Annotated in this window: 18 protein-coding genes and 1 pseudogene; 8 read left to right on the forward strand and 11 right to left on the reverse strand. The window is 66.7% G+C overall.

What is annotated here, in order from left to right:
- Positions 1-4 precede the first annotated feature (4 nt).
- The 5 genes from mobA to AC6IW9_RS17745 form a co-directional block, all read right to left on the reverse strand.
- The gene (gene mobA, locus AC6IW9_RS17725) at positions 5-625 is read right to left on the reverse strand and encodes a molybdenum cofactor guanylyltransferase MobA (RefSeq protein WP_497765553.1); all 621 of its coding nucleotides are present in this window, start codon (positions 623-625) and stop codon (positions 5-7) included.
- 27 nt (positions 626-652) lie between these two features.
- Positions 653-1,519, reverse strand: a complete 867-nt coding sequence (locus tag AC6IW9_RS17730; protein WP_497765556.1) for a hypothetical protein — start codon at positions 1,517-1,519, stop codon at positions 653-655.
- 218 nt (positions 1,520-1,737) lie between these two features.
- The gene (locus tag AC6IW9_RS17735; protein ID WP_497765559.1) at positions 1,738-2,211 is read right to left on the reverse strand and encodes a hypothetical protein; all 474 of its coding nucleotides are present in this window, start codon (positions 2,209-2,211) and stop codon (positions 1,738-1,740) included.
- Between the two features lie 86 nt (positions 2,212-2,297).
- Positions 2,298-3,116, reverse strand: a complete 819-nt coding sequence (locus AC6IW9_RS17740) for a peptidoglycan-binding protein (protein WP_497765562.1) — start codon at positions 3,114-3,116, stop codon at positions 2,298-2,300.
- Between the two features lie 179 nt (positions 3,117-3,295).
- Positions 3,296-8,746, reverse strand: coding sequence for a GH36-type glycosyl hydrolase domain-containing protein (locus AC6IW9_RS17745; protein ID WP_497765565.1), 5,451 nt, complete (start codon positions 8,744-8,746; stop codon positions 3,296-3,298).
- 390 nt (positions 8,747-9,136) lie between these two features.
- On the opposite strand from AC6IW9_RS17745, the gene AC6IW9_RS17750 reads away from it, so the two are divergent.
- Both AC6IW9_RS17750 and AC6IW9_RS17755 read left to right on the forward strand, forming a co-directional pair.
- Positions 9,137-9,820, forward strand: a complete 684-nt coding sequence (locus tag AC6IW9_RS17750; RefSeq protein WP_497765568.1) for a hypothetical protein — start codon at positions 9,137-9,139, stop codon at positions 9,818-9,820.
- Positions 9,821-9,897: 77 nt separating this feature from the next.
- Positions 9,898-10,145: pseudogene (locus AC6IW9_RS17755) on the forward strand (transposase); the annotation flags it as partial.
- Between the two features lie 179 nt (positions 10,146-10,324).
- On the opposite strand, the gene AC6IW9_RS17760 reads toward AC6IW9_RS17755, so the two are convergent.
- The 5 genes from AC6IW9_RS17760 to AC6IW9_RS17780 all read right to left on the reverse strand — a co-directional run bounded on the left by AC6IW9_RS17760 (position 10,325) and on the right by AC6IW9_RS17780 (position 15,393).
- Positions 10,325-10,723, reverse strand: a complete 399-nt coding sequence (locus AC6IW9_RS17760) for a F0F1 ATP synthase subunit epsilon (protein WP_497765572.1) — start codon at positions 10,721-10,723, stop codon at positions 10,325-10,327.
- 31 nt (positions 10,724-10,754) lie between these two features.
- Entirely contained in the window at positions 10,755-12,191 is a 1,437-nt protein-coding gene (gene atpD / locus AC6IW9_RS17765; RefSeq protein WP_497765574.1) for a F0F1 ATP synthase subunit beta, read from the reverse strand.
- 29 nt (positions 12,192-12,220) lie between these two features.
- Positions 12,221-13,102 (reverse strand): F0F1 ATP synthase subunit gamma, encoded by an 882-nt coding sequence (locus tag AC6IW9_RS17770; RefSeq protein ID WP_497765576.1) that lies wholly within the window; start codon positions 13,100-13,102, stop codon positions 12,221-12,223.
- A 150-nt stretch (positions 13,103-13,252) separates the two neighbouring features.
- Positions 13,253-14,782 (reverse strand): F0F1 ATP synthase subunit alpha, encoded by a 1,530-nt coding sequence (gene atpA / locus AC6IW9_RS17775; RefSeq protein ID WP_497765579.1) that lies wholly within the window; start codon positions 14,780-14,782, stop codon positions 13,253-13,255.
- Positions 14,782-15,393, reverse strand: coding sequence for a F0F1 ATP synthase subunit delta (locus AC6IW9_RS17780; RefSeq protein ID WP_497772552.1), 612 nt, complete (start codon positions 15,391-15,393; stop codon positions 14,782-14,784). The genes atpA and AC6IW9_RS17780 overlap by 1 nt, the downstream gene beginning before the upstream one ends.
- A gap of 659 nt (positions 15,394-16,052) precedes the next feature.
- Between AC6IW9_RS17780 and AC6IW9_RS17785 the strand changes: the two genes are divergently transcribed.
- The 3 genes from AC6IW9_RS17785 (at position 16,053) to AC6IW9_RS17795 (ending at position 18,943) form a co-directional block, all read left to right on the forward strand.
- Positions 16,053-17,189, forward strand: coding sequence for an FkbM family methyltransferase (locus tag AC6IW9_RS17785; RefSeq protein WP_497765582.1), 1,137 nt, complete (start codon positions 16,053-16,055; stop codon positions 17,187-17,189).
- Positions 17,190-17,293: 104 nt separating this feature from the next.
- Positions 17,294-18,175, forward strand: coding sequence for an S-methyl-5'-thioadenosine phosphorylase (locus AC6IW9_RS17790; protein WP_497765584.1), 882 nt, complete (start codon positions 17,294-17,296; stop codon positions 18,173-18,175).
- A 42-nt stretch (positions 18,176-18,217) separates the two neighbouring features.
- A complete protein-coding gene (locus tag AC6IW9_RS17795) occupies positions 18,218-18,943 on the forward strand; it encodes an SIMPL domain-containing protein (RefSeq protein WP_497765587.1) in 726 nt (241 codons plus the stop codon).
- 2 nt (positions 18,944-18,945) lie between these two features.
- Here the strand turns inward: AC6IW9_RS17795 and AC6IW9_RS17800 are convergent, their stop codons facing one another.
- Positions 18,946-19,584, reverse strand: coding sequence for a transglycosylase domain-containing protein (locus AC6IW9_RS17800; RefSeq protein WP_497765589.1), 639 nt, complete (start codon positions 19,582-19,584; stop codon positions 18,946-18,948).
- A gap of 165 nt (positions 19,585-19,749) precedes the next feature.
- Between AC6IW9_RS17800 and AC6IW9_RS17805 the strand changes: the two genes are divergently transcribed.
- The 3 genes from AC6IW9_RS17805 (at position 19,750) to AC6IW9_RS17815 (ending at position 24,494) form a co-directional block, all read left to right on the forward strand.
- Positions 19,750-20,277 (forward strand): adenine phosphoribosyltransferase, encoded by a 528-nt coding sequence (locus AC6IW9_RS17805; protein WP_497765592.1) that lies wholly within the window; start codon positions 19,750-19,752, stop codon positions 20,275-20,277.
- Positions 20,278-20,372: 95 nt separating this feature from the next.
- A complete protein-coding gene (locus AC6IW9_RS17810; RefSeq protein ID WP_497765595.1) occupies positions 20,373-21,524 on the forward strand; it encodes a L,D-transpeptidase family protein in 1,152 nt (383 codons plus the stop codon).
- A 117-nt stretch (positions 21,525-21,641) separates the two neighbouring features.
- Positions 21,642-24,494 carry a DEAD/DEAH box helicase gene (locus AC6IW9_RS17815; protein ID WP_497765598.1) on the forward strand — a complete coding sequence of 951 codons (2,853 nt, stop codon included), beginning with the start codon at positions 21,642-21,644 and terminating at the stop codon, positions 24,492-24,494.
- Positions 24,495-24,813: the final 319 nt, after the last annotated feature.

Below are 24,813 nucleotides of genomic sequence, written 5' to 3' on the forward strand. Positions count from 1 at the left end.
GGGCTCATGCAGATCGCATGATCCTCGCGATCGCTTCCGCCATATCGACATCTTCCGGCCGGTTCACATTGAAGAACGGGTCGAAGGGGGAGATGGGCCATTCGACGACGACATTGCGGTAGCGCTCGATGAAGCCGCTCACCTTGCGTAAATCCTCCTGCACCAGCGCGTGGCGCAGCTTCTCGCGCAGCGACACGGGCCAGAGGGCGACCGCATGATGCGTGCGCTCGCTCGATGATGCGACCGCAATCTGCGCCCCCGCCGCGGCGCGCGCGGCGGCGAGCCGCGCCACGAGATCGGCCGGAATGAACGGCGTGTCGGCCGGTACGCTCACAGCGAAGGGCGCATCGGGATGTTCCGCGGCGATATGGTCGAGCCCGGCCAGCACGCCGGCGAGCGGCCCTGCGAAGCCCTCGACCTTATCGGCGAGGACGGGCAAGCCGAAGGCCGAGAAACGCTCCGGCGCGCCATTGGCGTTGAGCGCGAGGCCGACACATTGCGGCGCGAGGCGGCGAACGACATGCTCGAGAATCGGCGCGCCGCCGATCTCGATCAGCGGCTTGTCGGCGCCGCCCATGCGGCGCGCCTGCCCTCCCGCGAGAATGATCCCGAAACAACGCGCCATTTTCTCTCGGCTCCCCGGCCGCCGTTCTCAAAATCTATACCATAGGGCGCCGACGAGGCCGCGCTCGGCCGAATCATTGACGCCGCGCAACGAGGCGCGCGCGCCGATCTGGACCGCGACCGTGCGGGAGAGGTCATAGACCGCGCTGAGCTGCAGCCGGTGAGAGGCGGTGAAGGCGCCGTCCAACGCCCAGGGCGCGACATAGAAGAAACCTTGGGCCAGCAGCAGCACATCCGCCGTCGGCCGCAGTCCCGTGGCGATCTCGCTGCGAATCTCGGCGCTGTTCTGACCGGCGGACCGATAGCCGATCTGCCCCTCGGCGAAGCCGGCCATGCCGAGCAGCTCGATCGGCGAGCCGATCAGCATGCGGCCGTCGAGCTGAAAATGCTCCCTCATGTCGAGGAATTTGCGTCCCTCGCCCACCGACGCGCGCAGGCTCGCCTGCGTGGACAGAACCACCGGCCCGAGCTGCAGCAGCCGAAGCCGAGCGCCCAGCGACTGGACGCCCGGACCCGCATAGCGCGCGCCGGAGCCGACGCCCGGCGGCAGGAAGAGCGGCGCGCCGGCGCGCGCCTGCTCGGTCAAGACAGCGAGCTGCTCGGCCTGCCTCTGCGCGCCGGAGCCGCGAAAGCGCAGGTAATTCGTTTCCGCGACGAGCGTCAGCTGCTCGAGCAGACCATATTCCGCATAGAGCTGCGCCTCGAGCTTGTCATAGGCCGGCGCGGCGACGAGCCGGCCGAGAGAGTCGTAGGCTCCTCGCGCTTCGGCGACGCCCATGGTGAAAATTACGACGCCCTCTCCCGGAGGTTGTAAAAAGGCGCCTGCAATGGCGGGCGTCGTGACCCACATCGACGCAAGGATCGCGTAACCCCAGTGGCCTGCCCACCCACGCATGAAACGACGCCGCGCGACAAAGTCAGAAACAATCGTAGAGACATAGCTGTCGACAAGCTATTGCGGTACAGGGCCAAGCGCAAGAGGCGCCGCGGGCGGAAGATGCGATCTCGCCCATGCGGGCCGCGCCGCCGCTCGCGAACGGGGGGAGTTCTCGACCGGCGGCGAGATGGACCACGCCATCATGGACATCCGGTACGAGAGTCGCGCCGGCCGGTCTAAGGCAATTCGAATCCGCTCTTGTCCGCAGGAATTCGGTATCGATCGAAAAGGTCCGGGCCGAGCTCGGAGGCGGCTTTGGAAGAGCACCTCGAGTTCCGGAGAAGCCGCCCGTTCTTTTCGACGGCGACGCCCGCCCGCTCCCGCCCGCGCGCGATGCTCGTATAGACGACGTAACGGAAGGGTCCGTTGAGGAAGGCGGCATAGGCTCCGCCGCCTCCGATCAATGTGAAGGCTCCCGCGCTGACGGAGTCGCGCCATCCGTCGTCCGCGGACGGAATGCTCAATTGCGGAACTCCCGACCGCAGAAACCGATATTGGACGCGCACGCTCTCGGGCGCGTCTCCGGCGCTGCAAATCGCCGCCGTGGCGCGTCCGATCCGGCAAGCGAACAGGACGCGCTCCGTGTCCTTGCATGGTCCGCTCGCCGCATGTCCCTGCGTCGAGAGCGACAACAAGGCGACGGGAAGCATCGCGAGCGCATTCGGCCTCGATGATCGAGGCCGTCCCCGAGCAATGTCACACGGAACGATCGTATGGCGCATTTCGGCGATCCGCCTCAACCGACCAGCGACCTGCCCGTCAGATAGGCTTCCCTGAATCGATCATAACCGTGCCTTCCGCCGTTCACCGTCCTCCGCGCGTCCAGCAGGTCGTCCCTCCGAAGAGCCGATCGAATCCGTCCTTCCGCGGACTTGAGAAAGGCGGCCAACAATTTCGCCGCTATTTCGGGATCGTTGGCCAGATCGGGATTGGACACCAGCTTCCCCTCCAGACCGAGCACCTGGTCGAATTTCGTATAGTTGAAACGTCCCGTGAGTTGCACGAAGCCGCGTCCCTTGAAAGCCGCTCCATCCGGCGCGCCGCGATTGCCGAGATCCTTGCGATTGTCGTAGAGGTCGAAAGGATGGCCGTTCGGGGACGTATTGTATTTGGACTTGAATTCACTGATCGGCGTGAAGCCGGCGGTTTCCGCGCGGATGGTGGCGAGGGCGACGAGGATCATGCCCCTGTCGCCGATCCCGAACTCGTTGAGCGCGGAAAGAATTTTCGGCAAATGCGTCTTGATGTTGCCGAGATGAGCGTCCGGAAAAATCTTGGAGACGACTTCCACGGTGACCGAGCCGGTGGCGTCTCGAAGGAGCTTGGAAACCGCCTCGGCCTCTGTGTCGGTCGAGAGCCCGAGCGCGATCGACGTCAGCGGCCCGACAATCCCGTCCGGTGTCAGTCCCTCGCTCTGCTGAAATGCGATGACTGCCGCCTCCGTGCCGGGACCGAAGTCTCCATCGACGAGGCCGGGGTCGAAGCCGTTTTTCTGAAGCGCTTCCTGGATCTCGACCACCTTCGGCCCCTTTGCGCCCACTCGCAACAAAGTCATGATCTCTCTCCAACACTCGCTGAAACAAAATCGTCGTCGGTTCAAATCGTCGTCGGTTCATATGACGTCTTCGAACCGCGCCGGGCCATGATATCTTCAATTTCGTCTTGCGGGCAAACACAATCCGTCGACGGCGGGAGCCGGCGCGAGGGTCTTTCGAACGCGTTCCGTTCTTTCCGTCACCCTTCGAATTTCTCGCCCTTGTAGGTCACGCTCTCGAGCCGCAGTTCGCCTTTGGCGTCGAAGGCGTCGGGGCGCAGGCGCAGTCGTCCGTCGATCATCTCGAGGCCGAGCAGCGCATAGGCGGCCGACAGCATGCGCGCCGCGGCGCCCGTGTACCAAGCCCAGCCGCCGCGGCCGTCATAGCCCGGCCCGTCGTAGACGTCGGCCGGTTGCTGATGCGGCGCCAGGCCGTAGATATCGGCCTGCGCGGGAGTCTGCAGCTTGGAGAGCGGCGAGATCGCCACCCAGGAGTCGAAAGCGCGCGCGAACAAAGCTCGGGCCTCCGCGCTCTCCCCATGCGTCGCCGCGTCGACCGCGAGCCGCGTCAGCGCGTCGACGAGCCAGGAGACGCCATGCGAATATTGGCCGCCGTTCTCGCGCACGCCCGGCGGATATTCCGCGCTGCGGCCCGGATAAGGGCTCGAATTCTCGTCGAAATGCGGCGTCACCAGAAGAATGCGGTCGGGCCGCGCGAGCTGCGCCAGCGCGGCGTCCAGAGCCTCCTTTCCGCGCGCGAAATCGACGGCGCCGGACAGCACGGGCCAGGAGGCCGTCATGGCGCTCATCGGCGCCACCTCGCGTCCGTCGTCGGCATAGGCGCGCAGATAGCGGTCGCCGCGCCAGCAGGCGTCGAGCGCGGCGCGCAGCGCCTGCGCACGCTCGCGATAGCGCGCCGCCCGCTCCGCTTGCCCGCGCGCTTCGAACAAAGGCGCGATGTCGGCGAGAACGCCGTGCAGGAAGAAGCCGACCCAGACGCTCTCGCCGCGCCCCTGCGCGCCGAGCAGGTTGAGCCCGTCGTCCCAATCGCCCGCGCCCATCAGCGGCAGTCCATGGGCGCCGAAACGATCGAGCGTGAAGTCGATCGCCCGCGCGCAATGGCCGAGAAGATCGTCCTTGTCGCGCGAGGTCAGCGGCACGCTCGCATGGCCTTCGCGATCGGGCGGCGTCGGCTCCGCCTCGAGGAAGGTTTCGACAGCGTCGAGAATGGCGAAGTCGCCCGTGCCCGCCACATAGCGAATGGTCAGGTACGGCAACCATAAATGCGGGTCCGAGGCATGGGTGCGATCGGCGATGCCGCAACCGCCGCCCGGGGCGTCGTGCCACCATTTGACCGCGTCGCCCTCGATGAACTGATGCGCCGCATGTTTCAAGATCTGCGCGCGCGCGAGCTCGGGCGCGAGATGAATGAGCGGCAGCACGTCCTGCAGCTGATCGCGGTAGCCGGTCGCGCCGGAGCGCTGGGCCGGGCCCGTGCGGCCCCAGAGGCGCGAGGCGAGCAGCTGATAGGGCAGCCAATCGTTGACGAGCCGATCGAATTCGGGACGGTTGGTCTTTATCCGCAACACGCCGAGCCGCTCGTCCCAGGCGCGCCGCGACTCTTCGAAAGCCTGCAAGGCGTACGACGGATCGCGCGCGCGGGCGGCGAGCGCTTTCGACACTTCGAGCGAACGCGTCTGACCGAGCGCGACGACGACCAGCGCCTCGCCCTCCGCCGGCGCGTCGATCGTCCCGGCGAAGCTCGCCACCTTGCGCTCGTGCTCTGGCGCGCCGGCGTCGGGGTGGCCGTGCTCGACCATATAGGGAAGCGTCGGATCGCGACTCTCGTGACCGAGGAAGCGGCGGCGCGACGTCTCTGCGAACTCCGCCGCAAGCGAGGTCGAGACGAAGGCCCAGCCGTCGACGAAATTATTGCTCGGATTGCGAAAGTAGAGCGCGCGCTTGTCGTCGCCGACGATCGCCTCGACACGGCCGAGACTGTCGTTCGGCGTCTCGGCGAGCACCATCTCCATCATCGGCACGATCTGCAGCAGCCGCTCGTGGTCGCGGCGGTTGCAGATGCGCAGCAGCCTGTATTCCACCGGCTCGTTCGGCGCGACGAAAACGGTGAGCTCGAGATCGAGCCCGTCACGATGCGCGCGATAGATCGCATAGCCGAGTCCGTAGACGACTTCATAACGCGCGTCGCGCCTGCGCAGCGGAACGAAGGTCGCCGCATGCGGGTCCTGACGCGCGAGGTCGTAGACATAAATCGCCTGTCCGGCCGGGGCCATGCGGCCCTCGCCCATGCGGAACGGCGTCAGGGCGTTGAGCCGTGAATTGCCGTGAAAGGAATAAATGTCGCCATGATTGCCGAGCACGGCGCCCTGGCCGAAGGCGTTGGCGATCACATGCGCGTAAGTGCGCGGCGTGTCGGGCGTCAGCGTGAGGCTGCGGCCGTCCTCGGCGAAGCGATAGCGATGCTCGGCCGGCGGCGTCGGATGAATGACGCCGCGCCTCTTGGCGAGCGCCGTCTCCACCGCGTCGAAATCGACGCCTTCGCGTCCGAGATGCTTCGCGATCGCGCGCGCGGCGGCGCGTATGTCCTCGGCCCAGCCATCGACGATGACGATCTCCGCCGCGCCGCCCGGCGCGATCTCGAGCTCCACGCGCAGGCTCGCGATCGGCTCGAAGCCATAAAGCAGGCCCTCGTCGGAGCGCTCGCGCGCGGCCGCGCCGTCGAGCAGGCTGTCGGGCGCGCCGGCGGGGCCCAGCCCGTAGAAGCGCGCCTTCACGTCCTCATAGCCGATGACGCGCAGATTTGTCCCTTCGCCCGCGCCGATCGCGTGAAAGCCGACCTCGGGCGACAGGCGCCGGTCGACGTCGCGGCGCGCGCCGCCCTTCAGCAGCCGGTTCTGCGCGATGACCGCATCGAGCGCGCCGACGAACCATGTGCCGATGTGGATGGCGTTATAGGCCGCGTCGCGCTGCTCGACGCCGGTCTCGTTCAGCACCCATTCGCGCAAGGTCGCGAGCGTCAGCCGGCGCGGGCGCCGCTCGAGATCGACGAGACGCAGGCGCGTGGTCTCGACCGCTTCGTCCGGCGCGAGCGAGATCTTCGCCTCGATCGCGAAGCCGTTCTGCTCGCTGAGGACGTAGAGGAAGGTGCAGCCTTCGCTCTCGAGCGAGATCTTCTCGCAGCGGGTGCAGGTCGGCGCGGAGCCCAGCGACCACAGCTCGCCGCCCTCCTCGCGAAAGAACAGGAAGCGGCCGCGCGGATGGGCCGGGTCGTCGGGACGGCGCGTCAGATCGATCGGCGGACCGCCGCGTGCGACGCCCTCGATGCGCATCGCGCCCTGCCCGTCCTCGAACCACTGGCTGGCGGCGAGGCCGTTGGTGAGCTCGAAGGGCTTGGATCCCGGGACGCCGCCGCGGCCGGTGACGCCTTCGAGCGGTAATTTGCCGGCGCGCGCCAGCTGCATGAGCAGGAAGACGACGAGCGCCAGCGCGAGCAGCGCCGCATAGGCGAGATAGCCGCCGAAGAGATAGGCGTAGGAGGGCGGCCGCAGAGTCGACATGCGCTCGGCGGCGCTCCAGGCGGAATCCCATTCCGCCCCGCGTGGAATGTAGAAGGGCAACAGGAGCGGCGCCCAGGTGCCGAAACGGCGGAGTCCTTCCGGGATCGCCCGGCTCTTCTGCGCCTTGCCGATGAAGCGCGCCGCGCTCTCGTCCGCTGCGTCGCCGCCGACGAAGGAGAGATTGACGAGCGTCGCGACGCGCAGCCCCATGTGATCGAACCAGATCACCACGCGCACGACGTCATAGGCGAGCAGAGCGGTGAAGATGTCGAGGCTCCAGGCGCGGAAGTCCTGATCCGGCAGCACATAGCTCATCCAGGCGGCGACGCCCGTGCGGATGAGGCCGTCCTGATTGTACCAGGTCGGATCCGGCGCAGCCTTGAGGAAGGAATAGATGACCGGCGCCATCCACAGGCCCCAGCGCAGCACGCGCACGGCGTTCTCGATCAGCATGTCGAGACCTTCCCAGCTCGCGAGTTGCCGCAAGGGCGCGAGGCTCCGCTTCACCAGCGCCGTGAGGAAGAACAGATTGATCGAGAACAGAGGCGCCGCGAACACCCATTGGATGACGCCCGAGAGCGACTCGTCGAAGAAGAGGCGCACGCCGCCGTCGACGGCGCCGAGATCGGTCGCGCCCCATTTCGAGAACAGCGGCCGGATCACATAGGCGTCGAGCGGACGGCCCTCCGCGGAATAGCTCAGCGCGATATAGGCGAAGAACTTGTCGGTGATCGTCTTCACCTGGCCGGCGTCGAGATACCAGCCGATCGCGCCGCCGACGAGGCCCCCGAGCAGAGCGCCGAGCGCATAGACGCGCCAGCTGCGCAAATGCTGGCGGCGGTCGTTCATCAACGCATAGAAATCGAAGGCCGCGTCGACGCCCGCATAGGCCAGCGCGCCGGCGGCGGCGCCGAACAGGAAGCGCGCGCCGCCGCCCTGATCCGGCAGAGCGACGAGCAGCGCTGCTCCGACCGCGGCGCCGGCGACGAGTCCGCGGGGGAAATTCTCGACGCGCCGATATTCGAGCCGGAGGCGCGCGAAGAAGGGCGGCGTCGAATCCGTGCTCTCGACGATGGCGCGCGCCAGCGGATAGGCCGCGGCGCCGAAGATCGCGCCGCCGATCGGGCCCGAGGCGGCGATTACGGCGAGCGCCGGCGGAAAGGACACGACGAGCCCCACGACGAGCAGCAGCGCCATGAAGACGAGGCCATAGACGGCGCCCTTGGCGGCGCCGGTGCGCCAGTCGTTGAACACGATCACCGGCAGCGAGGGCGTTCCGCGCAGCATTCCCGCCATGGACTGGGTGACGAGATAGGTCTCGCCCCAGAGGCCGGCCTGGGCGGCGGCGGCGAGCGCGGCGGCTGCGACGACGGCCACGGGGCCCGGCAGAGACGCGACATAGGGGGTCGAGGCGAGGCTCGCGATCTCGGGCGTGAGCGCGGCGATCAGCGCCGCGAGCGAGAGCACGCCGTGCGGGCGCCATTGGTGCGGAAGATAACGGCCGAGCGCCAGCGGCGCGCCGACGATCACCGCCTCGTTCAGCAGGAACAGGACCAGAGTGCGACCGACGACGACGCGGAGCCGCTCCGGGGCGCCGAAGCCGAGGAACAGCGCGCCGCCCAACTCGCCGATCACCGGCGAGCCGAGCGCAATCAGCAGACAGAATAGGAACGGAAGCCCGAACAGCGCCGCGCGCATGGCGAAGCGCGAGGCGCGAGGCGCGACGGCGACGCCCGCGAGATAGAGCGCTGCAGCGACGCTCGCTCCGACCGGCGTCAGCGTGAACAATTGGTCGAGCCGCGCCGGCGCCCGCCACAGAACGCCGGCAGGGTCGCAGAGAAGGGCGAACGCGCCGACCGCGGCGAAATCGAGCGCGAGATCGACGCCCTGACGCAGACGGCCGGCGGCCGGACGGAGTAGATGGACCGCCGTCGCGGCGAAAAAGCCGGCGACGACCAGACGATCCCACCCCCCGCCGACCTCGAAGGCCGCGACAGCCGCGCAGACGATTCCCGCGGCGAAGCGCTCCAAGCGCCCCATCGCGAAGGACGGGCCGACGTCGAATAGCGCCATAGAGAATTCTCCAACTTGCGCTCGGGCCGCTGCCGGCGCCGAGGTCGGAATCGCAGCCGCGCGCTGTCGCTGAGACTTGCCGGATGGAGCGGCAAAAGTCGACCCTCCCCGCCGCAGGACGAGAATCTGTCGGCGCAATAAGCGTTTTCACCGAGGCGACGCCGCCGTGCACGCGCCTATCGCCATGTTTTGTCCGCTATCTCGATCCAGAAACGCAAGAATCGCTCGCGATCCTGCGCCATGCCCGCGATCCCGCGGCGTGCGTCTCTCGGCGACGCTTTCCGGTCGCCAGCGACGCACGACAGGCTATAATGTCCAGGATGCGCCATGCGGCCCTCCGTGCGAATGAGCGAGATGGACGAATCCGAACGGCGCGGCCCGGGAGCCGCAATGAGCGAGTCCTCCGCCGCGGCGGCCCTCGCGGAGCGGCGCGCCCCACGGGCGCGGGTCGCCGCCGGCGCGCGCGCCGAGCCCGCGTCCGAGAATAAAGAGGCGCGGATCGCCAATCTGACCGGCGCGCTGCGGCGCGCCCGTCTCGCCAATGCGGAACGCTCCGACGTGCTCGCCGATCTGCGCGAAGCCGAGGTCGCCCGGCTGGAGATATTGCGCGACCATCTCGCGCCGGTGCTCGCGCAAGTGCCGAGGGATTGCGATCTGTTCGACGTTGGCCTCACCCATGGCGAACGTCCGCGCCTCTTCATCGACCATGTCGGTTTCGTCGAGATGGGGCGCGACCGCCGCGTCTATCGCTTCCTCCAGGACACGCGCCACGGCCGCGTCACCATCGGCGAGAGCGAGAATGTCGCCACTCTGGTCGACGCGATCACCGAATATATCGCGCATCGCCTGGTGGAGCGCGAGCGCGCCCTCGCCTTCGATTTCGCCGGAAGGGGCGGCGCCCGCGCCTTCGCCGCCGAGGCGCCGCGCGCCGCCGTCCCGCGGCGCGCGACGCCGAGCCTGAGCGAATCGGCCTATCGGTCGGTTCTGTTCCTCGCTCAGGGCGCGGGCGCGGCGGCCTTCTTCGGCCTCGCCTGGCTGCTCGCCGCCCATCTTCTCGAGCATTGGACGCGCTGATCTCGACAAGGGGCGCGATCCTTCTCTCGCAGGCGGCACGGTTGTCTGGGGGAATGAAGGACGGCAAGTCGCAGGAGATCGTCGTGCTCACCAACGACATGACGCCGTTCGGCGGTCGAGATCGCCGCGCTCTACAAGGCGCGCTGGAGCATCGAACTGCTGTTCCGCTGGATCGAGCAGCATCTCGACATCCGCAAGTTCCTCGGCGAGAACGAGAACGCCGTGCGGCTGCAGCTCATCGCGGCGATGATCGCCTTCGTGCTGCTGCGCATCGCCGCCCACCGTCACGACGTCGAGCCGCCGCACCTGCGGTTTTCGGAGCTCGCCGGCAGGTTCCTGTTCGAGCGGCGGCCGATCGGAAGGCTCGAGCGGCCACCGCCAAAATATCAGGCCGCCCCCCGCTGGGTATCCCCCGGACAACTCGAGAGAGCCTGTGCCCGACTTTCCCCGGACAGCCGTGCGCACAGCGGGAGAAGGGACGCGCGTCGAGATTCTTGCTTACTCTTACAGCCCCAGCGCCGCCTTCAGCTCCTTGAGCTGATCGAGCTTCTCGGCCGCCAAGCGCCGCGCCTCGTCGGACTTCGCGTCGGCGACATCCTCACTCGCATTCTTGATGTCCGCGTCGATCTTGGCGGCGTCGAGTTCGGCCACCGGAATCGCATATTCGGCGAGAATGGTGAAGCCGCTCTGCCCCACATCGGCGAAGCCGCCGCGCACGAATAATTTGTCCTTCTTGCCCGCCTCGTCGATCTCGACGACGCCGGGTTTCAGCACCGTCATCAGCGGCGCATGATCCTTCAGCACGGTGAACTGGCCGTCCGCGCCGGGCGCGACGACGGCCTCGACCTCTCCCGAGAAGAGGAGCTTCTCGGGAGAGACGAGCTCGAAATGGAACGTGGCCATGGCGGGCTTCCTGCCTCTATCTGTTCTCGGATCAAGCCGCTTCCTTGGCGAGCTTGGCGGCCTTCTCGACCGCTTCCTCGATGGTGCCGACCATGTAGAAGGCGGCCTCGGGGAGATGATCGTACTGGCCCTCGACGAGGCCCTTGAAGCCCTTGATCGTGTCGGCGAGCGCGACGAGCTTGCCCGGCGCGCCGGTGAACACTTCGGCGACGTGGAAGGGCTGCGACAGGAAACGCTCGATCTTGCGGGCGCGCGCCACGGTCAGCTTGTCCTCTTCCGAAAGCTCGTCCATGCCCAGAATTGCGATGATGTCCTGCAGCGACTTATAGCGCTGCAGCGTCGACTGCACCTTGCGCGCGACCTCGTAATGCTCCTCGCCGACAATGGCCGGAGAGAGCATGCGCGAAGTCGAGTCGAGCGGATCGACGGCCGGATAAATGCCCTTCTCGGCGATGGCGCGGTTGAGCACCGTCGTCGCGTCGAGATGGGCGAAGGAGGTGGCCGGCGCCGGGTCGGTCAGGTCGTCGGCCGGCACGTAGATGGCCTGCACCGAGGTGATCGAGCCCTTGGTCGTCGTCGTGATGCGCTCCTGCAGCGCGCCCATGTCGGTGGCGAGCGTCGGCTGATAGCCCACCGCCGACGGAATGCGGCCGAGCAGCGCCGACACTTCCGAGCCCGCCTGGGTGAAGCGGAAGATGTTGTCGACGAAGAACAGCACGTCCTGGCCCTTGTCGCGGAAGTCCTCGGCGACGGTGAGGCCGGTCAGGGCGACGCGGGCGCGGGCTCCCGGGGGCTCGTTCATCTGGCCATAGACCAGCGCGGCCTTGGAGCCGGCGGCGGAGCCGTTCTCGGGCTTCTTGTTGACGCCGCCCTCGATCATCTCGTGATAGAGGTCGTTGCCCTCGCGCGTGCGCTCGCCGACGCCGGCGAAGACGGAATAGCCGCCGTGCGCCTTGGCGATATTGTTGATGAGCTCCATGATGATGACGGTCTTGCCGACGCCCGCGCCGCCGAACAGGCCGATCTTGCCGCCCTTGGCGTAAGGCGCGAGCAGGTCGACGACCTTGATGCCGGTCTCGAGGATCTGCGCCTCTGTCGCCTGCTCGGCATAGGACGGCGCCGGCTGGTGGATGGCGCGCCTTGTCGCGGTCACGATCGGGCCGGCCTCGTCGACCGGTTCGCCGATCACATTGATGATGCGGCCGAGCATCTCGTCGCCGACCGGAACCGAGATCGGCGCGCCGGTGTCTGTCACCGCCTGGCCGCGCACGAGGCCCTCGGTCGAATCCATGGCGATGGTGCGCACAGAGCTCTCGCCGAGATGCTGCGCGACTTCGAGGACGAGGCGCGCGCCCTGATTGGTGGTCTCCAGCGCGTTCAGGATCTCCGGCAGATGACCGTCGAACTTCACGTCGACGACAGCGCCGATCACCTGCGTGATGTGACCCGTGGTCGTGGGGGTAGCCATTGTCTCGTCCTCTCGACTGTTGTTCTAAGTCAGAGCGCCTCGGCGCCCGAGATGATCTCGATGAGTTCCTTGGTGATGATCGCCTGGCGCGAACGATTGTAGAGCGTCGTCTGCTTCTTGATCATGTCGCCGGCGTTGCGCGTGGCGTTGTCCATCGCGCTCATGCGCGCGCCCTGCTCGGACGCCGCGTTCTCGAGCAATGCGCGGAAGATCTGCACCGATATGTTGCGCGGCAGCAGCACAGTCAGAATCTCGTCCTGGCCGGGCTCGTATTCATAGGACGGCTGCGCGCCGGCCGCGGCTTCGGCGTTCTCATTGACCGGAATTTGCGCCGGGATGAGCTGCTGCGCCGTCGGAATCTGCGCGATCACCGATTTGAACTGCGAGAAGAACAGCGTCGCGACGTCGAACTCGCCGCGCTCGAACAGGTCGATCACCTTGCGGCCGATCGCGTCGCCGTTGTCGAAGCCGATCTGGCGCAAGCCGCGCAGCTCGACGAGCTCCAAGATGTTTTTCTCGTAATTGCGGCGGAGCTGGTCATAGCCCTTCTTGCCGACGCAGAGAATCTTGACCGTCTTGCCCTGCCCTTGCAGACGATTGATATGCTCGCGGGCGAGACGCACGATCGAGGAGTTGAATGCGCCGCAGAGTCCGCGCTCGGCGGTGGCGACGATCAGCAGATGCGTCTCGTCACGCCCATTGCCGGCGAGCAGCAGCGGCGCGCCCGAGGAGACGCCGCCCGCGAGATTGGCCAGCACCTTCTCGATGCGCTCGGCATAGGGACGCGCCGCCTCGGCGGCGGCCTGGGCGCGGCGCAGCTTGGCGGCCGCGACCATCTGCATCGCCTTGGTGATCTTCTGCGTCGCCTTGACGGAAGATATGCGGTTTCGAAGATCCTTCAACGACGGCATGAGAGAACCCGTTTCATTCCGACCGGACCCGCGCCTTCGTCATTGCGAGGAGCGGAGCGACGAAGCAAACCAGGAGTCGCCCCGCGGCTCTGGATTGCTTCGCTTCGCTCGCAATGACGGGCCATCGTTTGCGGTCCTTGGTTGCGTGCGTCAGGCGAAGGACTTCGCGTAGGCGTCGAGCACGCTCTTGAGCTCCGCGGCCGTCGCGTCCGGCAGATCCTTCGTCGTGCGGATCGTCTCGAGGATATTCGCATGCTGCGTCCGCAGCAGCGTGAGCAGCCCGTCCTCGAAGGCGCGCACGCGACCCACCGGCAGCGGATCGAGATAGCCGTTGACGCCGGCATAGATCACCGCCGTCTGCTCTTCCATCTTCAGCGGCGAGAACTGCGGCTGCTTCAAGAGCTCGGTCAGGCGCGCGCCACGGTTCAGGAGGCGCTGCGTCACTGCGTCGAGATCGGAGCCGAACTGCGCGAAGGCCGCCATCTCGCGATATTGCGCGAGTTCGCCCTTGATCTTGCCGGCGACCTTCTTCGTCGCCTTGGTCTGCGCGGCCGAGCCGACGCGCGACACCGAGAGGCCGACGTTCACCGCCGGGCGGACGCCCTGATAGAAGAGGTCTGTCTCGAGGAAGATCTGGCCGTCGGTGATCGAGATGACGTTCGTCGGGATGTACGCCGAAACGTCGTTGGCCTGCGTTTCGATGATCGGCAGGGCGGTCAGCGAGCCGGCGCCGCGGTCGTCGTTGAGCTTGGCGGCGCGCTCGAGCAGGCGGGAGTGCAGATAGAACACGTCGCCCGGATAGGCTTCGCGTCCCGGCGGACGGCGCAGCAGCAACGACATCTGGCGATAGGCGACGGCCTGCTTGGAGAGGTCGTCGTAGACGATCACGGCGTGCAGGCCGTTGTCGCGGAAATACTCGCCCATGGCGCAGCCGGCGAAGGGCGCCAGGAACTGCATCGGCGCCGGATCGGAGGCGGTGGCCGCGACGATGATCGAATAGTCGAGCGCGCCGCGCTCCTCCAGCACCTTCACGAATTGGGCGACGGTGGAGCGCTTCTGGCCCACCGCGACATAGACGCAGTAGAGCTTCGCCTTCTCGTCGTCGCCGTCGTTCAACGACTTCTGGTTCAGGATCGTATCGAGCGCGACCGCCGTCTTGCCGGTCTGGCGGTCGCCGATGATGAGCTCGCGCTGGCCGCGGCCGATCGGGATCAGCGCGTCGATCGCCTTGAGGCCGGTCGCCATCGGCTCGTGCACCGACTTGCGCGGAATGATGCCGGGCGCCTTCACGTCGACGCGAGCGCGCGTCTCGGCGTTGATCGGGCCCTTGCCGTCGATCGGATTGCCGAGCGCGTCGACGACGCGGCCGAGCAGCGCCCTGCCGACCGGAACGTCGACGATCGCGCCGGTGCGCTTGACGGTCTGGCCTTCCTTGATGTCGCGGTCGGAGCCGAAGATGACGACGCCGACATTGTCGCTCTCGAGGTTGAGCGCCATGCCGGTGACGCCGTTCTCGAACTGGACAGTCTCGCCGGCCTGCACATTGTCGAGGCCGTAGACGCGGGCGATGCCGTCGCCGACGGAGAGGACCTGACCGACCTCGGTGACTTCGGCCTCATTGCCGAAATTGGCGATCTCGTTCTTGAGGATCGCGGAAATCTCTGCGGCGCGGATAGCCATCAGCCGACCTCTTTCATGCGTGTGCGAATGGAGTTGAGCTTGGTCTTCAGCGAGGCGTCGACCATGCGCGAACCGATCTTGACGACGAGGCCGCCGATGATCGTCGGATCGACCTTCACGTCGAGATCGACGGTCTTGCCGCCGGTGACGCCGGCGAGCGCCTCGCGCAATGCGCTCTCGTGATGATCGGCGAGCGCCGCCGCCGCCGTCACCTCGGCGCGCACGAGCCCCTTGGAGACGTCATGCAGCTTCTTGTAGGCGGCGATCATGTCGGGGAGGACGAACAGGCGGCGCTTGGAAGCAACGAGCCTGATGAAATTGGCGGCGATCCCGGAGATCTCGGCGCCGGCGAGAATGGGGCCGAGCGCCTTGATCTGCTCTTCGGCAGAGAACACCGGGCTCTTCACGAGCCGCTTCAGATCGGCGCTCTCGTCGATCAGCGCGCCGAACTCGGCGAGCGCTCGCGCCACCTCGTCGGCCGAGCCCCGCTCCGTCGCGAGATCGAACAGAGCCGACGCATATCGGCCCGCTACTCCGGAAAGATCGTCTCCGCCTGAAGCCACTTGGGTCTCACTCTCGGATCGACGTCGTTCGAAGCGGCTCGCGCGCATTGCGCGCGAGAAGGTTGCGAAGGGTCCCGCAATGGCCTCGAACAACGTATTGTCGGGGGAAGGAGCGAAGGCGGCGACGCCAAAGCTCCAAGGCGCCCGTCCCCTAACACGGACCATTTTGCGGCGCAACCCTGTGGCGATCGCGCGGCGGGCAGTTTTCCGCGCCGCCCAAAAAAACGCCACTCCCCCGCGCCGGCGACCAATGGCTCCGCCTCTGGCGAGCCCGAGCGGGCGCAACCGGGCGCGCGCAGCTCCGAATCGAGATCGAGCGATCGCCGCCGCACACGATACGACCGCCCGGTCGATCGGATGAGCGCCTTCCACCTCGCCGTTGGAAAGATTCTCATTCGCAGCGAGGCGCCGCTCGTCGATCATGGCGGGATTTGTCGGCAAAGCGCTGTCCGTGGTATCCGACGCCGCTCGAATGCGGGTGAACGAAATCCAGATCGTAGCGCCTCCGAACGCGCGAGCGGGAAGCGTGGAACAATCTGGAGCGTCTGAATCGACGAGAACCTGTCGACCTCCGCAGCTACGCAGAGACTGGAGCCCCGAGCGTTTTTACGGTGAGAAGCGAAAGCATCAAAGAAATGTTGCGGATTTTTTCACGAATATTCCGGCTACGCCGTGACGAAAGGAGTTATTTCGACGCTAAATATTATTTGAACGCCTATCCGGATGTCGCGAACGCCGGCATAGACCCGTATTTTCACTTCGACAATCATGGCTGGCGCGAGGGCCGCAACCCATCCTCCTCGTTTCATACACTTTTTTACAAAGATCGCAATCTGGACGGCCATCTGTCGGAAAATCCTCTGCGGCACTATTCACAGCACGAGAACGACGCCGATCTGCGCAGATTCCCCGAATCCGAGCAGGATCTCCTCGATGTGCAGCGCCGCGTGATCGAGCCAGAATTCGATCGGCGCTTCTATAGCAAACTCTATTCGGTTCCGATCGAATCGGCATTGGAGCATTATTTGACGATCGGCTGGCGCGAAGGGTTCGAACCCAATCGGATCTTCTCGACCGCCGCCTATTCGAGAGCGCATCCGCATATCGCCGCAGCGAACGTCAGTCCATTTTATCATTTCGTCACGACCAGGGCCCAAATGCGGAAGTCTCGCTCATTGTTCCCGCTCGTGCGGGAGCATCTCTGGGCTACGCCGATCGAGGTCGTTTTCGATGTCGGCGCGAATATCGGGCAGTCTGCTCGTGAAATGCACGAGGAGTTTCCCGATGCGACAATCTACTCATTCGAGCCCGTGCGGTCGACATTCGAAATGTTGAAGGAAAATGTCGGCCACATCTCATCCATCACGCCCTACAACCTCGCATTGGGCAAGCATTCGGGACAGGTCGAAATCACGAACGCGCCGGGCGCTCTGCACAACAGCGTCTCGAAACCCGCCAGGAATGCGAAACTCTCTGTCGATACGGTCGATATCTCGACCGGCGATCAGTTTTGCAAACGAAGCAAGATCGAGCATATCGATTATCTCAAGATCGATACGGAAGGCCTCGACATGGATGTCCTTCTCGGCTTTGCGGGAATGTTATCCGCCCAAGCCATCGGTCTGGTCGAAGTAGAGGCGTCGATGAATTTACGTAACAGACGCCATGTTCCATTCGAAAAAATGAAAGCTCTGCTGGAGTCGCTCGACTATAGCGTGTTCCACATCTACGAGATGGCGAGCGAGGCCGCTTTTTCCGGGCGCCCCTATATGCGTCGAGCCAATTTCGTCTTCGTTTCCGAGGCCGTGGTCGAAGCGAATTATAGACCCGATCGACGCGCCTGACCGTCGACCGCATCGCGCCACGGAGCGGCGCGGCGCTTGCGCCTTTGCAACGCGCATGGCACTGCGAAGTGAGAGTTCGAAGAGACGTCGGAGGGAAGTTCGAAATGGCGCGCGCGGTGGTCGGCATCATCGGGGGCTCGGGCGTCTATCACCTGCCCGGGCTGCACAACATTCGCGAGGAGCGGGTCGCGACGCCCTGGGGCGATCCGTCCGACGCGCTGCATTTCGGCGAGGTGGGAGAGACCGAGGTCGTATTCCTGCCGCGCCATGGACGCGGGCATGTCCTCTCGCCGTCCGGCATCAATTATCGGGCGAATATTTTCGCGCTGAAGCAGGCGGGCGTCACAGATCTCGTCTCGGTCTCGGCCTGCGGCTCGTTCAAATCGGAGCTTTATCCGGGACTCTTCGTGCTGCCGGATCAATTCGTCGACCGCACTTTCGGCCGGCAATCCTCCTTCTTCGGCAATGGCTGCGTCGCGCATGTGTCGATGGCGCATCCAGTCGCGCCTCTGCTCGCGGCGCGAATCGCCGCGGCGGCGGAGGCGGAGAGCATCGCCGCGACAAAGGGCGGGACCTATGTCTGCATGGAGGGTCCACAATTCTCCTCCTATGCGGAATCGCTGACCTACAAGGCGGCGGGCTATGACGTGATCGGCATGACGGCGATGCCGGAAGCCAAGCTCGCGCGCGAGGCCGAGCTCTCTTACGCGACCATCGCCATGGTGACCGATTTCGACTGCTGGCATCCCGAGCACGACGACGTGGACGTCGCGGCGGTCATCGAGGTCGTGCGCGCCAACGCCGACAAGGCGAGCCGCCTTTTGGCGCGCCTGCTCGCCGATTTTCCGAAGGAGCACGAGCCCTGCCCCATCGGCTCGGATCGGGCGCTCGACAACGCCATATTGACCGCGCCCGACGCGCGCGATCCCCAGCTTCTCGCCAAGCTCGGCGTTATCGTGGCGCGCGTGAACGGCGCGCCGAATTGACGCTGCGCTCATGCGCGAGCTTTGCTCGGTCTGGAGGCCGTCATGCGTAAACTTCCGCTTCTCGCCTGCCTGATCCTGGCGTCGCCGGCGCTCGCGCAGAGCGGCGGGCCGATCAGGGATTTTCCCGTCGTCGAGGTGCGCGGATCGGCGACCCAGGAGGTCGAGCCGGATCGCGCCGACGTCACGCTCGGCGTCTTCGCCGAAAAGCCGACCGCGGCGGAAGCGACCGCCGCGCTCGCGCGCCAGTCGTCGGGGCTGACGCAGGAGATCGAAGCGGCGGGGATTGCGCGCAAGGACGTGAAGACGACGAGCGTCGAGGTGACGCCGATCTACGCAGAGGCGCGCGAGCCGAAGACGCAGATCGTCAAGCAGACGCTCGCCGGCTTTCGCGCCTCGACGCAGCTCGTCGTCACCACGAGCGACATCGAGCATGTCGGCGATCTCGTCACGAAGCTCTTGTCGACGCACGCCAACCAGCTCGAGGGCGTCGCCTTTCGCGTGAGCGACCGCGCCGAGCGCGAGGACGCGCTGCTCGGCCGGGCGGTCGCCAATGCGCAAAAGCGCGCGCGGCTGCTCGCCGAGGGCGCGGCGATGAAGCTCGGCGATCTCGTCGAGATCGACGCCGGGCAGAGCGCGCCCATGGCCTATGCGTCTCCGAAGGCGGCGCGCGGAATGGCGGCGGAAGCGGCCGCCTCGGTCGCCGTCCGGCCGGGACTGGAGCGTCTCGAGGCGCATGTGCGCACGCTCTGGCGCCTCACGCCGAAATAGCCTTACGCCGGGGGCTCGGCGCAGCTCTCGAGCCACACATCCGTAAGCCCGCGTCGCTGGCACAAGCCCGCGAGATACTTCTCGATGCGGCGCACGCGCTCGGCGTTGGCCGGCGTGCCGGGGGCGTAGTCCCGTGGATTATTGTTGGTGGCGACGAGAGAAAGAAACTCGTCGTCGTTCAAATCGGCGAGCGGCTTGCCGAACCATTTGCGCGCTGCGGATTGCAGTCCATTCACGTCGATGAAGGCGGCGAGCTGCGCGTTCTTCGAGGCGAGCGGCCCGACGGCGAATTGCGCGATGAGCGTCTGGCGAATTTTCGCGAAACCCGGCTCGAAGTTCTCGAAATAGAGCTTCTTGACCACAGATTGCGCGACCGTCGTCGCGAGCGGCGCGGCCCAGTCGACGCCGTCGTCGCGCGTCCAGAATTCCGGGTCCTGCACTTCGAGCAGCGTCTCGATCCGCTCGCTCGAAAGTTCGGACGGCGGCTTCGCGCCATTGTCGGTGGCGGCCTCGTAGGGCGCGAACAAGCGCGGCGTGTCGGAGCGCGCGAGCGCGACAGAGAGCGCTTCATAGGCGATCGTCCCGGCGAGGAGCGCGCCGGCTCCGACCACGAGAACGCGCCCGAATCGAAAAGAAGCCATGAGAAAATCCCCCTGGATCAGTGACGGCGCGAATCTCGCGGGCGATGGCGGCGGCGAAATGGCGTCATCCGGGCGTTCTGCAGGCGCGCCCGAAGGTCGGATGTCTTTCCTCGCGCGATTGCGCTATGAATCGGCGTGACCGTCACCACCCGCAGAGTTTCGAACATGCCGCTCGCATCCGCCATCCGCACCATTCCCGACTACCCCAAGCCCGGCATCATGTTCCGCGACATCACGACGCTGCTCGGCGACGCCAAGGCGTTCCGCCGCGCCGTCGACGAGCTGGTGCAGCCCTGGGCCGGAACCAAGATCGACAAGGTGGCGGGCATAGAGGCGCGCGGATTCATCCTAGGCGGCGCCGTGGCGCATCAATTGTCGGCGGGCTTCGTGCCGGTGCGCAAGAAGGGCAAGCTGCCGCATACGACCGTGCGCATCGCCTATTCGCTCGAATATGGCGTCGACGAGATGGAGGTGCACGAGGACGCCGTCGCCGCGGGCGAGCGCGTCATTCTGGTCGACGACCTCATCGCCACCGGCGGCACGGCGGAGGGCGCGATCAAGCTCCTGCAGCAGATCGGCGCGGAGGTCGTCGCCGCCTGCTTCGTGATCGACCTGCCCGATCTCGGCGGCGCCAGGAAAATCGAGGCGCTCGGCGTGCCGGTGCGCAAGCTCGTCTCCTTCGAAGGCCATTGAGGCGCGAGACCTCTCGTCTCGCATTAGCCTTTTGTTTGCCTTGTTCGGGTTCTGTAATGCGTCGTGTCGATCGGGTTTCGTCGTAACGGGTTCCCATGAGGACCAGCAAGCCGCGCCTCTTCCTGCTGGCCGTCGCTCTGTCGTTCGGCCTCGTGGAGGCGTGCATGTTCGCGGCTCTCGCCTGGAACGCGCCTATCGACGACGCGCGCCCCGCCCCGCCCGCCGACCTCATGTCGATCAGCCGCGCGGATATGGGCGAGGCTGGCTCCCCTCCCGTCGGCGCGCCTCATGGCGCGCTGCTGCAGAATTTGGGCCCCCGACGGCCGGCGGCCGCTGTCGCCGCCCTCGAGCGCATCGCCTCGCCGGAGCCTTCCGCCGCCGCGCCATTGCCGCCGGCGCGGCCGATGGAATTCGCCTCTCTCGGCTATATCGAGGTGATTGCGCCGCAACCGCCGGCGCGTCCGCGTGAATTCGTGGCGCTCGCCGAGCCGCAGGGCGCGACGGCCGCAACGGCGCCGGAAACCGCCCGGCCGGCGCCGACGATCTCCCTCGCCTCGCTTCTGCCGGCAAGCGACGCGCCGGCGCCGCTGCCCCGCCGCGAGGACGGCAATTTCCGCCTCGGCGCCGCCGCCTATGTGCGCATCTTCAAGAAGGAGGGCGAGCTCGAATTATGGCTGAAGCGCGACGGCCGCTATTCGCTCTACAGGACCTATCCGATCTGCAAATGGTCCGGCCGGCTCGGGCCGAAGCTGCGCTCCGGCGATTATCAGTCGCCGGAAGGATTCTACAGCGTGTCGGCGCGCCAGCTCAATCCGAACTCCGCCTATCATCGCGCCTTCAATATCGGCTTTCCCAACGCCTATGACCGCCAGAACGGCCGCACCGGCGGCGCGCTCATGGTGCATGGCGCCTGCAAATCGGTCGGCTGCTTCGCCATGACCGACAAGGTCATCGACGAGATCTACGGCTTCGTGGAGGCGGCGCTGCACGGCGGCCAGCACGACGTGCCCGTGCATATCTTTCCCTTCCGCCTGACCGACGAAACAATCGCCAAAGAGACGCGCGGCGATTGGACCAATCTGTGGGCGGTCCCGCCGGAGCATCAGAAATGGGCCGGCTTCTGGCATAATCTGAAGGAAGGCTACGACTTGTTCGAGCGCACGGGCGAGCCGCCGACGGCCTATGCCTGCGGCGCGCGCTACGGCTTCGAGGCGAACGGCTCCTGCACGCGCATCGCCGGCTGGTGACGAAAGCGAAAACTGTGCGCGCCGCGCTCTGACGGTTGCGCGAGCTCTGCGGCCTGCCGATCCTCTGCGCAGGCGATTCGCGACTCTCGCGCGGATCGTCGGCGGAGATCGAGCACAATGGCCGGCAAGACCAGAGCGACGACCGGGACCTCCAGCCGCAAGCGCGGCGCCCGCCGCGGCGAGGAGGCGACGAAAACACGCAAAGGCAAAGCGAAAGCCGTGCTCGAACGGGTTGCAGCGGCCGGCTGGCGCACCAGCGACGACGATGAGATTGCCGTTCGGCGATGGCGCGGGCAGACGGAGATCGGCGAGGTCGTCGCGCTGGCGCCGGAGCCCGGCTTCTTCGGCGATTTCCGCGTCGGCTCGGCGGGCGGACGGGCCTATGAGGCGGAGATCCGGAGCCTTTCGGCGCTCGTCAACTCCTGCGGCTGCGTCGACCATGCGGTGAACGGCCTCGGAACCTGCAAGCACATCGAAGGCGCGCTTTTCGCCCTGCGGCGCGGAAAGAGCCGCGCCTTCCGCGCGGCGGCGGCGGAGGGAAGCCCCTTCGTCGAGGTTTTTCTCGACCGTCGCGGGGAAGCGACGCCCGCGATCCTCTGGCCCTCGGCGGACGACGACGCCGGCGTCGCGCAGGCTCGCGAATGGCTCGCGCCTTTTCTCGAACCGGACGGCCGGCCGAAAGCGGACCCGGAAGAGATGGCGCGCCTCGTCGAGAAGGTCGCCGAGGCGCCGGAGAGCGTGCGCGTTCGCTTGCGCGTCTCACGCAGCTTTGCGCAATGGATCGAGCGGGCGCGGCGCGATCGCGCGCGCGTCGACGCAGCCGCCGCCTTTCGCGCCGATCTCGCCGCCGGGCGCGAGACGCTCGACATTCTCACCCATCCGCTGCTGCCCTATCAGCAGGCCGGCGCGATCCATCTCGCCTTCGGCGAACGCGCTTTGCTCGCCGACGACATGGGCCTCGGCAAGACCATCCAGGCCATCGCCGCCTGCGAACTGCTGGCCCGCCGCAAGGGAATCACGAAGGTCCTCGTCGTCTGTCCGACCTCGCTGAAAGCGGAATGGGAAGAGCAGATCGCGCGCTTCAGCGGGCGCGCCTGCCGCCTCGTGTTCGGATCGCGCGTGCAGCGGCTCGCGGCCTATGGCGGCGCGCCCTTCTTCTTCACCGTCGTCAATTACGAGCAGGTGGCGAGCGACGCCGACGACATCATGCGCCTGCTCGCGCCCGACGTCGTCGTGCTCGACGAGGCGCAGCGCATCAAGAACTGGCGCACCAAGACCGCGCGCCAGGTGAAGGCGCTGCGCGCGCCTCATGCCTTCGTGCTCACCGGAACGCCGATCGAGAACCGCATCGACGAGCTCTATTCGATCGTCCAATATCTCGATCCGGAGGCGCTCGGCCCGCTGTTCCGCTTCAACCGCGACTTCTACGAGCTCGACGAGCGCGGACGGCCGGTCGACTACAAGAATCTCGCACTGCTGCGCGAGCGCGTCGCGCCCTTGATGCTGCGCCGCCGCAAGGCCGAAGTGGAGAAGGAGCTGCCCGGCCGCACGATCAAGACCTATCTCGTTCCGATGTGCGAGGAGCAGAAGCTCCGTTACGAGGATTACAGCATTCCCGCCGCGCAGCTCATCGCCAAGGCGCGCACGCGTCCGCTGCGGCAGGAGGAGTTCGACCGCCTGCAACAATTGCTCGCCTGCATGCGCATGGTCTGCGACACGCCGGCGATCCTCGATCCCGCCTGCCGCGTCTCTCCCAAGCTCGAGGAGCTGGAGAAGATCCTCGGCGAATTGCTCGAGGACGAGAGCCGCAAGATCATCGTCTTCTCGGAATGGGAGCGCATGCTGACGATGGTTCGCGAGCTCGCCGCCGAGATGGGCGTCGAAGCCGCCTGGCATACCGGCTCGCTGACGCAGGAGCGCCGGCGCGCCGAGATCAACCGCTTCAAGCGCGATCCGGCCTGCCGGCTGTTCCTGTCGACCGACAGCGGCGGCGTCGGCCTCAATCTCCAGGTCGCGAGCGCCGTCGTCAATGTCGACCTGCCGTGGAATCCGGCGAAATTCGAGCAGCGCGTCGCCCGCGCCTGGCGCAAGAACCAGCAGCGTTCGGTGAGCGTCGTCAATCTGGTCGCGGAAGCGACGATCGAGCACAATATCCTGCATCTCATCGGCCAGAAGCAGGCGCTCGCCGACGGCGTGCTCGACGGCGAGGGCGATCTCTCCGCGCTCAAAATGCCCTCCGGCCGCGCCGCCTTCATCGAGCGCATGCAGGCGATGATGGAGCGGCCGCGCATCGCGCCGCGCGTCGTCTCGGCGCAGGAGCTCTTCGTCGACGAGCTCGTGCGCCGCTTCGGCGAGCGGACGCTGCTCGTCGAGGAGCGGCGCAGCGCGGACGGCGTCGCGCGTCTCATCGTCGTGCTCGACGTCGAGGAGGAGGCGCTCGCCGCCGAGACCGCGCGCGTCGCGGCGCTGGAGGCGCTGGCGGTCGACGTCATGGATCTGCGGACTTGGCGCGCGATGCGGCGCATGGCGGAGGCGGGACTGCTGCGCTTCGCCGGCGAGGCGCGCGAGCTCCACCGCTCGCCCGCGCTCCCGCGCGAAGGCGCAGCGCCCGCGCAGCGTCGCGGCGGCGACGCCATGGCCGAGGCCGACCGCGCGCTGCGCATGGCGAAGACGCTCGCCGAAGGCGGCTTTCCGGAAGAAGCGCCGACTCTGTTGTCGCGCGCGCTGCGCACTGCGGCGCAGGCCTTGCTGGCGGCGCGCGGCGAGGACTGGGCCGCAGTGGACGACGAGGACGCCGATCTTCGGCGTCTCGTGGCCTGCGGCGCATTGCCCGAAGAGACGCTGCCGTTGCTCGAGGCGACGCGCGTGGTTCCGGCGGAGGCCGGTCTCGCGGAAATCGCGCCGCTCCTGTCGTCGGCCGCGCGCGTCATTGCGTCGGTCCGGCGCAACGAGCCGTCGCTCTGCGCCTGAGGCTGCGGCGGCGCGTCTGAACGCGCGAAACGCGCGCCCGACGGGATCGCGAGAGACTGCGGCGGTTCCCGATCCGCCGCCGACCCCGCGTCGCCATCGGACGCGCGAGCTTCCCCCTCGAGGGAAACCGGTCAGCGGAACAATTGCGTCAAGGAATGCATCAGGATCAGAAAGAATCCGAGCACACCGCCGATTCCCAACAACGCTTTGGCGACCGAGTTGCTTTTCGTCTGCATGATCGACGCTCCTTCCGATAGCGAGGGCCATCGACCATGACGCTAGCGGAACGGCCTGCGCCGGAAACCGCCAACAATGCGAT

Source organism: Methylosinus sp. shoA (assembly GCF_059718125.1).